General features: G+C 49.0%; 10 protein-coding genes and 1 riboswitch. Of the genes, 6 read left to right on the top strand and 4 right to left on the bottom strand.

The genetic code is table 11. The annotated features are described in order from the left end of the window. Nucleotides 1–26: 26 nt before the first annotated feature. Both ACXAH4_RS14365 and ACXAH4_RS14360 read right to left on the bottom strand, forming a co-directional pair. Entirely contained in the window at nucleotides 27–359 is a 333-nt protein-coding gene (locus ACXAH4_RS14365) for a replication protein RepA (RefSeq protein ID WP_474847647.1), read from the bottom strand. Continuing rightward, the gene (locus ACXAH4_RS14360) at nucleotides 319–1,014 is read right to left on the bottom strand and encodes an AAA family ATPase (protein ID WP_119502210.1); all 696 of its coding nucleotides are present in this window, start codon (nucleotides 1,012–1,014) and stop codon (nucleotides 319–321) included. Before ACXAH4_RS14360 ends, ACXAH4_RS14365 begins: the two co-directional genes overlap by 41 nt. A 95-nt stretch (nucleotides 1,015–1,109) precedes the next feature. Further along, nucleotides 1,110–1,199: riboswitch (cyclic di-GMP riboswitch) on the bottom strand. Between the two features lie 266 nt (nucleotides 1,200–1,465). Here ACXAH4_RS14360 and ACXAH4_RS14355 point away from each other — a divergent pair. The 5 genes from ACXAH4_RS14355 to ACXAH4_RS14335 all read left to right on the top strand — a co-directional run bounded on the left by ACXAH4_RS14355 (nucleotide 1,466) and on the right by ACXAH4_RS14335 (nucleotide 8,082). Next, the gene (locus tag ACXAH4_RS14355) at nucleotides 1,466–2,512 is read left to right on the top strand and encodes an alpha/beta hydrolase (protein ID WP_474882365.1); all 1,047 of its coding nucleotides are present in this window, start codon (nucleotides 1,466–1,468) and stop codon (nucleotides 2,510–2,512) included. 253 nt (nucleotides 2,513–2,765) lie between these two features. Then, nucleotides 2,766–3,146 (top strand): YybH family protein, encoded by a 381-nt coding sequence (locus tag ACXAH4_RS14350; RefSeq protein WP_474867041.1) that lies wholly within the window; start codon nucleotides 2,766–2,768, stop codon nucleotides 3,144–3,146. Nucleotides 3,147–3,309: 163 nt separating this feature from the next. Then, entirely contained in the window at nucleotides 3,310–3,687 is a 378-nt protein-coding gene (locus tag ACXAH4_RS14345) for a hypothetical protein (RefSeq protein WP_474867039.1), read from the top strand. A 59-nt stretch (nucleotides 3,688–3,746) separates the two neighbouring features. After that, the gene (gene secD, locus ACXAH4_RS14340) at nucleotides 3,747–6,278 is read left to right on the top strand and encodes a protein translocase subunit SecD (protein ID WP_474882363.1); all 2,532 of its coding nucleotides are present in this window, start codon (nucleotides 3,747–3,749) and stop codon (nucleotides 6,276–6,278) included. Between the two features lie 82 nt (nucleotides 6,279–6,360). Next, on the top strand, nucleotides 6,361–8,082 hold the full coding sequence (locus tag ACXAH4_RS14335; protein ID WP_474882361.1) for a potassium/proton antiporter: 1,722 nt from the start codon (nucleotides 6,361–6,363) through the stop codon (nucleotides 8,080–8,082). A 354-nt stretch (nucleotides 8,083–8,436) separates the two neighbouring features. On the opposite strand, the gene ACXAH4_RS14330 is transcribed toward ACXAH4_RS14335, so the two are convergent. Continuing rightward, nucleotides 8,437–9,651: a dipeptidase gene (locus ACXAH4_RS14330; RefSeq protein ID WP_474882360.1), complete on the bottom strand. Its 1,215-nt coding sequence runs from the start codon at nucleotides 9,649–9,651 to the stop codon at nucleotides 8,437–8,439. A 489-nt stretch (nucleotides 9,652–10,140) separates the two neighbouring features. Between ACXAH4_RS14330 and ACXAH4_RS14325 the strand changes: the two genes are divergently transcribed. Next, nucleotides 10,141–10,911 (top strand): SapC family protein, encoded by a 771-nt coding sequence (locus tag ACXAH4_RS14325; RefSeq protein WP_119503449.1) that lies wholly within the window; start codon nucleotides 10,141–10,143, stop codon nucleotides 10,909–10,911. Between the two features lie 70 nt (nucleotides 10,912–10,981). Here the strand turns inward: ACXAH4_RS14325 and ACXAH4_RS14320 are convergent, their stop codons facing one another. Then, on the bottom strand, nucleotides 10,982–11,308 hold the full coding sequence (locus ACXAH4_RS14320; RefSeq protein WP_474882358.1) for a YkgJ family cysteine cluster protein: 327 nt from the start codon (nucleotides 11,306–11,308) through the stop codon (nucleotides 10,982–10,984). Nucleotides 11,309–11,543: the final 235 nt, after the last annotated feature.

Here is an 11,543-nt window from a genome sequence, read left to right as displayed (position 1 = left end):
CCGGCCGCCACCTTGTGGTATGTCTGTCAGGGTGTTTTATTTGTCAGTAAAGGCCTGATGTCTTCACTGCTTTGATTTTCTATCCATATTCTGATGAGTCTGGAACGGCAGATCCCTGTTTCTGCCGACAACTTTCCAAGTTTCTCAATTGCGTCTTCAGATAATGTAAATGTAGCACGTCGCATGGGACCGCAAGGCGTAATGTTGTCTTTGTTAGCAGAGTCCGTTGCCGGATAGACCTGCCTGATAACATGGTTACCTGCTGCGTAGGCCAGTGCGTCGTCAATAAATTCATCAACGCTCACCGGCTCAACAGGTTTAGCTGACGGCGTGGATTTTTTGAGGCTGCACAGACTCATAAGATTTCCCCTCTCTCCGCGACAGAAGTTCTTCAATGATATTGCGAATTTCTGCTGATGCTTTTCCGTCCGGCTCACTTTCCATGACTGACTGTCCAGACTCTTCAGAATCGTCATACATATTGCGGCTGTATGTCACTGAGTCCAGTACCGGTACTTCAAATGAACGACAGACATCTTTTGCTTCCAGGATCCTGCTGCCCAGCGAAGGCAGAGAAGGGCACTGGGTAATTACAAAAGCAGCATTCATGTCGGGATTCACCATTTTGCAGGTTGAAAGAATATCTTCCATATGGGGAACCGTTTTCAGATCCCGCCGTTTGGGACGTAACGGAATAAGAATGTGGTCAGCCACTGCCATCGAGGAGCGCAGCGCAAGGTTATCCTGTCCGCCACAGTCAATGACTACGTAATCGTAGTGCTCGCGCAGGCTCAGTAATTCGTTGCGGATCTTGCCGTACAACTGCACGCAGTTAATCGACGGCAATTTATCATTAGCTTTGCGTTCCTGAATCCAGTCTGAAGTAGTGCGCTGCGGATCGCAGTCGACCATCAGTACACTGGCATTTTTTTCAGTTCTCAGATAAACAGCGATATTTTGTGCAAGGCAGCTTTTGCCACTGCCGCCTTTCTCGCCACCAACCAAAACGATCATCGTTCGTTCCTCAACTTTTGATCCGTCATCACGGATAAACGGTTAACGAATGTGACTGAAAAAGTGAACATGAGCCGGATTAAGGACTATGCTTGTTCGGTAACCCCGCTATCATTATCTGTAATCAGATGGCAGACCGGAGGCTTTGCGTCACGGGCTTTCGCACCGCTTTGCCTTTTTCAACAGTACATTTTCGGGTAAGCGGCGGAGATGCCATGGCTTACCGGTAATCAGGATACTAGTCAAAACAAACGGTGTGCGCCGCATGCCTCACGATATTTAAGAATAAAAAAATATACCTGTCAGACCAGGTGGCCGGTGGCGACAAACGGGCTGCAGGACTTGGAAATCCGCGGTTCGCCCGTGTAAATCATTCTAATTAAAGTTATATCTGTTAATATGCCAACACATGGTGTTATTGAAAACTATACCCGCAAATAAGGAGAAGGGAGTGGTAAAAACATCCCTGTTGAGTTTGTTTCTGCTGGCATTCAGCACAGTCAGTTTCGGGCAGAATAATGCAATGGATGAAGCGTTTGATTCATTCAGTCATCTCTATGAAGAACGTTTCGGCCAGATCAGGGCATGCATGAACCCCACATTTCAGCGTTTCAGTGTGTGTTCTCCTGCTCTTCGCAACGATGGTAATGCGCCGTATATTCTGCATCACGGTAAACCTGTCGATACAGTGGTTGTTCTGCTTCACGGATTGAGCGATTCGCCGTTTTATATGTCTGGCATTGCACGGGCGCTGCACGACAAAGGTTACAACGTTATTGTGCCTTTAAACGTAGGACACGGCCAACTGGATGCCAGCGATGAAATGAGCGACAGCAATCTGGCAGAACGCTGGGGTGCACACCTGAGTGATGTCATGGCGCTGGCACCGCAACTTGGTAAGCACGTTTATCTGGGCGGCTTTTCCACCGGCGGCGCGCTCTCTGTTCAGCATTATTTGCATCACCCTGACAACATTGACGGCCTGATGTTATTTTCCGGTGCTCTGGCACTCGACAGCGGCGTAGAGCGGTTATCCGGGATATGGGGAATTCAGTGGGTCGCCAGGTTTCTTGACGGTCACTATGAAACAAAGGGGCCGAATCCGTATAAATATCCCACCATTGCCAGTTTTTCCGGACTTGAACTGATGGAAGTGATTGATGATGTGAGAGACCTGTTTGAACAGGGGAAAACTATAGACGTACCGGTATTTGCCGCACATTCTCAGGCAGACACCACTACGCCTATTACCGGTATTGAAGATTTAATGTCGCGGGCAACCACGAAAACCAATACCTTTTTTATCATCGATGAGAGTTATAAATTATGCCATGCCGATGTGGTGGTGAATAGGAAAATGCTCAGTGATATGCATTTCGATAAATCCGGTGTGGATTTACGTGATCCCTGTGCGGCTCCCGGCGCTAATCCGCTTTTTCGCCAGATGATTATGATGCTGGGCAGCTTTATGGATGAAGCGGCACAGAAAGCCGGTTAATTGATTGACACAGTGCCCGGGATTGATTAATTTAACTCCATTATCGCTACGAACTAACATTGCAAACTGGTCAACATGATTTTTCAAACTTTGTCACAATCAGGCAAGCCACAATCTGCACTCATTATTCTACTCGCTATTCTCAGCAATTGGCGGGTTCGTTAGTACGTAAATGAACTGAAGAAAACCCGCCGCGAAGGCGGGTTTTTTGTTTTCGTCTTCGTGGTTTTAACAAAATACGGAGACGACAGCCATGACTCACCCGGTAACCCGGCAATTACATGCCATGCACGATGCAGTTAATAATAACGACTTAACTGCATTACAAACCCTGTATTGTGAAGACGCCTTTCTGGTTGATAAACCTCGGGTATCCTCACGCTCTGATCTGCAGCGTGCCCTCAGAGCTTTTAAACAACGGTATATGCCTGAACATATCGTCTCGCAGGGCGACGAGGTTGTCATTGAAGCCGGTGACACTGCGCTGGTCATAAGCAAGCTGTACCTGAATGCAACCGGCTCGGTGGACTGCAATGTGAAAAAAGCCATTTATGTATTCAGAAAAAATGCAGAAGGTAAGTGGCAATGCGCCATCGATAACTTCTTCGGCGTTGATCTGATAGATTATGTGTAGGTGGTTTTGCTTACTATCCGTTTTTTTAGTGGCCGGCTAATGGCAATTTAGTGGCCGGCTAATGGCAATGCGGCCATTGAAAATACGGATATCGCCACCATATCGGGTGAACCGCAAAGACAGACCGGCATTAAGGTTTGTCCGCTAACCGGAAGCTATATCCTTGTTGACGCAGGAAATTGAAACAGACAATAACGACAGAGGACCTTCAGTGAAACTGGTCTTCTTTTTGTTGTGGCTGTTGATTGCGTTTACCTCGGGGAACGGTGCAGAGCGGCAGGCCCATGCCCAGTCAGACAGCCTGCAAAGCTCTGAACACGCCGCACTAGCATCAGGCCGTTCAGAAGGTCTGATCACGCGATATCTGCAGCCCCAATCTCATTCCGGCGATCGTCCGGAACCGCTGCTGTTTACCGGCGCTGAACTGAAACTCGCCGGCGTTTACCGGGTGCTGCATAGTGTCGCCACCGGTTTTTCTGAGCTGGCTGCCCGGCCTGCACAGCCTGTTTTTTCGCGCCCTCCAGCCAGGGCGTCTCCTTAATCCTTCATTTTTGATATTTACGGGCCTCTGGCCCTGTTTACAATTTTTGAAGGACAATTATGAAACCATTTTCTGCACGGGGCGTGATGACCGCACTCGTGATTGTGCTCGGCCTTTTGAGCGCAATGCCCAATATTTTACCGCCGTCATGGCAACAACAATTACCCGGCTGGTATACCCAAAATCAGTTATCTTTAGGTCTTGATTTACAGGGCGGTTCCCATTTATTGCTGGCCGCTGATACACAGCCACTGTTTGATAAAGCCTTTACCGGCATGAAAGAAAGTCTCACTAAGGATTTACGGGAAGCGGGGATCCGCTATCAGGTTCTGTCTGCTTCTGACAATACCCTGCGATTATCGATATCAGGGGCCGGCGGGCAATTTCAGCAGGCCCGTGAGCTTGCCTTTGCTTACCGTACAACGGGGCAGGGCGAGCCGCAGCTCACCATTGAGCAAAACGATAACCTGCTCACAGTCAGTCTGTCAGAGTCGTTTAAGGAGAGCCTGGTCAGTGATGCGCTGGAGCGCAGCGTGGAAGTGGTACGCCGCCGTATGGATGAGACCGGATTGGTCGACCCCGGCATTTCACGGCAGGGTAACGATGGCGTGCTGGTACAGATGCCGGGCGTTACAGACCCGTCACGTATCAGGGAGTTACTTGGAACAACCGCGCAAATGGAATTTCACTGGGTAGTCACGGATAGCAGTCGTGGCAGTACCGTGATAATGCAGGATATGGACGGTCAGCAATACCGCCTGGAAAAGCGGGTTGCGATGGAAGGTGAGCACATAACTGATGCAAGGCTAGCTTTCGATCCTGACACAGGAAACCCAGTGGTGACTTTTAAGCTCGACAGTACCGGCGGCAATATTTTTGCTGCTATGACCCGCACGCATATTGGTGAGCCGCTGGCAGTCGTTCTGGATGGCAAAGTGATCACCGCACCGGTAATACGGGCAGTGATTGGCGCATCGGGCGGCCAGATTAGTGGTAATTTCACACCGGATGAAGCTAAAGATCTGGCACTGATGTTACGTGCCGGTGCGCTGCCTGTGCCCCTGACTGTGATTGAAGAGCGGACGGTTGGTCCTGATCTCGGTAGTGATGCTATTAAGATGGGTCTGAGTACAGGACTTGCCGGTGCTGCACTGGTACTGGTGTTCATGACGGCACTCTACCGGCGCTGGGGGGCGATTGCCTGTGTAAGCCTGATGATTAACATGGGGCTGCTTTTTGGCGTGCTGAGTTTATTCAGGGCCACACTTACGTTACCCGGAATCGCGGGCATCATTCTTACTCTGGGTATGGCAGTAGATGCCAATATTCTGATAAACGAACGTATCAAAGAAGAGTCTTTGAAAGGGCGTGTCGCCGGGGCGGCAATCCGCGCCGGTTTTGACAAAGCCTGGTCAACCATTCTTGATTCCAGCCTGACAACCCTGATTGCCGTGAGTCTGCTATTTATGTTTGGCAGCGGGCCGGTAAAAGGTTTTGCGATTACTATCGGAATTGGCCTGTTTACGTCCATGTTCACGGCCATTGCGGTAACCCGCCTGTTAATGTTGTTTGCTATCAGACGCCGTGAAAGAGACATACTCCATTTCCCGGGATTCCGCTGGTTGTCGCGGACAGATAAGAGGCCGCTGAACTTCCTGAAAGGCCGTGTGGCAGGCTTAATTACGTCTGCTGTATTGTCGGTGGCTTCCGTGGTGCTGTTTTTCAGCCCGGGATTACATTATGGCGTTGATTTCACCGGTGGCACACTGGTGGAAGTGAAAAGCCATAACGTGCAGGTGGAACAACTGCGCAATGCTCTGACAGACGGCAACATTGAAGGCGCCAGCATTCAGGAGTTTGGCAGAGAAGGTGATTATCTTATCCGCGTCCCTCAGGCAACAGCGGACACTCCGGTTGAACAGGCTGCATTGCAAAGTCAGCAGGTTTATCAGGTGAAATCTGCAGTAACCACACTGGATGACCAGGCAACCTTCCCCCGTGTGGACATGGTTGGTGCGAAGGTCAGCGGCGGTTTTGCTGATGCTTCTGTGCTGGCTGTGCTAATTGCCGGAGGGGGAATTCTGCTGTATTTGTGGTTGCGGTTTGAATCACATTTTGCACTGGCAGCAACGGCGACGATTGCGCTTGATCTGACAAAGACCATCGGTTTCTTTGCGCTCACCGGACTGGAATTTAACCTCACGGCAGTAGCAGCATTGCTGGCCCTCATCGGCTATTCTATCAATGATAAGGTCGTGGTGTTCGACCGCATCCGGGAAGGATTCCGGGCTACACCGGATAAACCCATTATTGAAGTACTTAACCGCAGTATCTCTGCGACCTTGTCCAGAACATTGTTCACATCAATGACTACATTTCTGGCTTTATTGCCTATGGGGCTGGCCGGCGGGGCGTCTGTCGCGAGTTTTGCGCTACCCATGCTTTTTGGCATCGTAATTGGTACCAGTTCCTCTATTTTTATAGCATCGCCTATTTTGTATTACCTTGGAAAGCGGCGTGAAAAGAAAGGGTTAAAGCAACTGCGCCCCACCGCAGAGGAGGTGAGAGAATCACTGGCGCACATACCCTGAGCGTCGCCACGAACAGAGTCTGCAACTTCAGGTAACTTGCAGACTCTTACTGAAACGGAAATAACCTGTAAAAAGGAAACCTATGTTCGCCATCGATTACCAGATCCTTATAGCGGCTGTATTGCTGTTTGTCGGTATTCTGTCCAGCAAACTGTCCCCAAGGCTGGGTTTACCTCTGCTGGTACTGTTCTTACTGGTAGGCATGCTGGCAGGAGAAGACGGACTGGGACTGGCATTCGATGATGCCAGCACAGCACATGCGCTGGGTACACTGGCGCTGGCTATGATCCTCTTCGATGGCGGGCTGCAAACTTCTTTTTCTTCTATCAAGCTGGTGTGGAAACCGGCTTCATTTCTGGCCACCTTCGGAGTAGCCATAACGGCTGGGATAACCGGTTACGCAGCAGCCTTTATTCTGGGTGTACCACCTATGGTGGGATTGCTTATCGGGGCTATCGTCGGTTCTACCGATGCTGCCGCAGTATTCTCTATTTTGCGGAACGCCGGTGTGCATATCAGTCCGCGCCTGAAAGCTACGCTGGAAATTGAAAGTGCTTCCAACGATCCCATGGCGATTTTCCTTACCGTGGGCATACTTGAGCTGCTCACCAGTCAGATGAAGCCGGGGTGGGATCTGGCGCAGCTGTTTATTCAGCAAATGGGCATTGGTACCTTTGTCGGGCTTGGCGTAGGCTGGGCTGCAGTAAAACTCATCAACCGTATCACACTGAGTGCAGCAGGGCTTTATCCTGTTCTTGTCGCAATATGCGGTTTTCTTACGTTTGGTATATCTGCCAGTCTGGGCGGGAGTGGGTTTCTGGCAACTTTCATCGCCGGAGTCTTTATCGGTAATAGCCGGTTTGTACTAAAACGGGCTACCTTTATGTTTCACGACGGTCTGGCCTGGCTCAGCCAAATCGGCATGTTTGTTATGTTGGGATTGCTCGTGAATCCTGCATCGCTCCTCAAGGTCTGGCTGGAAGGACTACTCATTGCAGCTGTTCTTATCTTCGTCGCCCGTCCGCTGGCGGTTGCTCCGTTTCTGGCCTTTGCTGGGTTCAACAAGCGGGAAATCGGGTTGGTATCATGGGTGGGGCTTCGCGGATCGGTGCCGATTATTCTGGCTATTTTTCCGTTGTTGTTCGAAATTCCCCAGGCCTATCTCATTTTCAATGTGGTGTTCTTCGTTGTATTGATTTCGGCTACCTTGCAGGGTTCAACATTGCCGTGGATGGCAAAGAAACTGAAGCTGATTGAAAAGGCACCGGTAACACCGGCTGCCACCCTGGAAATCAGTGCTCTGGGCGAAGTTAACGCTGACATTGTTCAGTACACGCTGGGAGATTCCGCCAAAGCTGTTAACCGGACGCTGGCTGAACTGGCACTGCCTGAAGGTGCGGTGGTGGCAATGATAACCCGTGGTGATGCGGTTTTTCCGCCAAGGGGATCAACGTTGTTACTGCCGGGGGATTATATCTTTATTCTTATCCGTCCGGGACTACGGCCCTTCATCGATTGTATTTTCTCCCACACTTCGCAGTTGGAACCGTCGGCTTTTAAATCCGGAGAGTTAGTGCTGAAAGGCGCGGCAAGAGTGCATGAGATAAGCCATGCATATGGTCTGGACCTGGGAGAAACAAAAAACATCACACTGGATGCCTTTATCAGAAAGCATCTGAGCGACGATGTGGCAGAAGGGCTCACTTTGCATCATGCTGCCGGGCGATTTGAAGTTAAAGCGGTAAGAAATGGTCTGGCTGTAGCAGTGCAGTTTACCGCAGACTGCCGCCTGTCAGAGTTGTGATTTTTGCTTTAATAAATGGCCAGTGAGATACTGAAATATCAGGCCTGAAATGGCAGTGATGAAAAAACTAAGGTTTCTGCCGTACTCTGTATCAAGGGGGAAAAGTATCGGGCTGATACTGGCTGTTATGAACAATGCGCAGGTAAGGTAAAAGTCCGATTGTGTCACGAGTCTTACCGGGATAAGAAGCAAGCCTGTCAGCGCAGATAATATAAAGTTTAAAATGATATCGTCCATGACATCAGTTCCGTTTTATCTGATGTTTGAGATAATCAGAGATTACGCCGTCTGTTTTATTATGGCAAGGGAGACAGTGCCACAGAACGTGGCACTGTGATGAGTTGCAATCAGAACTTAGTGTGCTGCAGCGTATTTTTCGACTTCAGACCATACCCGAAGCAGGTTGCCGCTGAGTACTTTTTCGATATCTTTGCGGCTGTAGCCACGATCCAGCATACCCTGAACCAGATTCGGGTAGGTGGAAACATCTTTCAGACCGGTTGGCAGAGAATCACCCACACCATCAAAATCTGAGCCGATACCCACATGGTCAATACCAATCAATTCTACGACATGGTCAATGTGGTCCAGCACCTGACTCAGCGTAGAATACGGATAGGGGTTTTCCTTGCGGTACTTTTCATCAAAAGCAGCGACTTCTGCACTGTCTTCACCCATTTCTTTGATAAGTTTGTTTTTCTGCTTAGTCAGATTATTCCGCCAGTCCTGGGTTTCTTTTGAAACAAAGCTGGAACCAAAGTTAATCATGATCACGCCGCCATTTTCACCCAGCTTTTTCACCATATCGTCGTTCATATTACGCTCAAATCCCGGCGTGTATTTACGCAGAGAAGAGTGTGAAGCGATCACCGGTACCTTGCTGATTTCAATTGCCTGATAAAAAGCATCATCGGAGACATGAGAGATATCCACCATGATCCCCAAGTTGTTCATTTCAGCTACCAGTTCCTTACCGAACGGGCTCAGGCCATGCCATTGACGGCGCAGGTCATAGGATGAGTCAGATATATGGTTAGACAGCGAGTGGGCCAGCGTAATGTAGCGGATACCGCGCTCATAAAACGTTTTCAGATTTTCCAGGCTTCCCTGAACCGGTGAACCGTTTTCCATACCCATGGGCAAAGAAATGAGTCCTTTCTTAAACTGGGCTTTTACATCCGCCACGGATTTTGCGATGGCAAATTTCTCCGGTGAACGGTAGACCATGGCTTCAACCAGATCGATAAGCTGGTGGGCAACTGCTGTAGACTCGTCGGAATTATCCAGGCTGGCCGGCACATAAATAGACATGAACGGTGCTGTCAGACCACCTTTTTTCGCGCGGGGATAATCAAAGTCGCCGCCTTCTGTCGCAACGCTCACGTCTTCCCATTTTGCGTGTACGCGGTAAGGAACATCAATGTGACCATCCACAATGATGGTTTCCTGTGCGATAGCCTCAGCTTCTGCAGAAACCGGGGGAATGGATTCTGCCTGTGCAGCATAGCTGCCGGTCAGTAACAGTGCCGGTATGAGAAGCGACAATGGCTTTTTAGTTAAACGTCCCATGGATTTTCCTTCGTTCATTATTATCTGTGTTGTGTGTGTTCGTGAATTGCAAGCGTTCCGGCAACGGGTAACTTAAGCAATCGTGATCATGTAGCCTACGAAATATTTAAATTGCCTACAATCATCACACCCGTTGCGCCAGCTAAATGCACTGAAATAACAGGTAAAATGAAATGCTTATCCCGGGTTGTTACGTCAACGAAAGAAGCTTGTAATAAAAGTTTAAATTTTGATATGGTTTTCAGGGCGTGACTTCCCGCTTTAAATACGGGATACTGCCTGTCGACCTGTTACCGGCAATTGAATGCGGTGGCAGGCTACAAGAATAATCTTCGTGGTAATCCTCTCCTAATCTGTGTTTGGTGAGTCCATTGACCAGAGTTGTTAGTGGTCGCGTACGCAGGGACTGCAGGCTTTCACCAATAGGGCAATTCCCCTGGCGAATTCCATTTGTTGATTACCACCAATAAACGTAATGAGAACAGAATTATGGCGATTAACTACACCCCGCTGAATAAAGAAAAACATAAAGATGTAAAAATAGCGGTGAACAACGCGTTTGCTTTCGCAAAAAATACACACTTATCTGCAGCGTCTATCCGCGAATACGCGCAACTGGCGTCTACTATGCCAATCGTATTTATTCAGGATCCTAACAGCGACCGTTATCACACTGTTGCCATGCTGGGTATGGAACAAAATCAGAACCTTTTCCTGGCGACAGACAAGTGGAAAGGTCCTCACGTACCAATGAACATTCTGCGTTATCCTTTCGATGTTCGTCCTGAAGGTGAAAAGCTGGGCGTTTACATTGATGAAGAAAGTGAACTGGTAGGTAAAGAAGAAGGTCAGCCGTTATTTAAAGAAGACGGTTCTCCTTCTGAGTTTCTTGATAACCGTCAGAAATTCTTAGGTGACCTGGCAAACAGTGAAATGCTGACTCAACGCTTCATTCAGAAAGTGGTTGAACTGGAATTACTGGACGCCATTCAAATTCGCCTGACTTACAAAGACGGTCAGCAGCGCAACGTGACCGGTATGTACAGCATCAACGAAAAACGTCTGATGGAACTGCCGGAAGAGAAAGTACTGGAATTGCATAAGCAAGGTTTCCTGGGTGCACTGTATGCAGTGATGATGTCACTGGGTCAGCTGAACCGTCTGGTTGAACTGTCTAACGACACGGCGAATCCGATTGCCAGCATGCAAATTACCGGTGAAGCAGCACAGGCGGCCGCACAGCCAGCTGAAAATGCATAAATAATTTGTTCAGAAAACTAAAAAGCGGGCATTGCCCGCTTTTTTTGTATCTTTTTTGCGGTGTGAATTCTCAGGCCGCAACAAAGGGGATAATATCGCCGGTGATACCGTGTTTCATCCTGGCTTTCATACAGTCTACGGTGCCGTAATCAAACTCTCTGCAGGTGGACGAGCGTTTTTCATAAATAGAGCAGCCGATATTGCCACCTATGTCACCTTCCAGGGCCACACACCGCGGAGATGGTTGGTTTGTGCCCTTCATTGCGACCAGGGAAGGGGAGATCTTTTCAGTCAGTTCCGGCGGTACGCTACCACCGGTAAACGGGTCAGATTCTGCCCAGTAAAACGATACACGAAACGTGGCGCAGCAGGCACCACATTGTATACAGGGATTCATTACTATTCTTGCTCCACACTACGTGCACAACAACCAGCAAATTCCGGGTTGGCCATCACATTGTTACAATGATTTTGATGTCTTTCAGGCAACAAACAGAGTGTGTCAGAACGATCATGTTGCCGGGACGGCGCATTATTCCAGAGTGCCGGAAAAACGCAATAAAACAATGCACTGTCGCACTATTCTTTTTTTATCCGGGGTGTTTGATTACCATCAGTCGCCTGAGGAGGGA

Source organism: Alteromonas sp. ABV2_168 (assembly GCF_056161165.1).
This window is presented reverse-complemented; position numbering and strand designations above follow the sequence as displayed.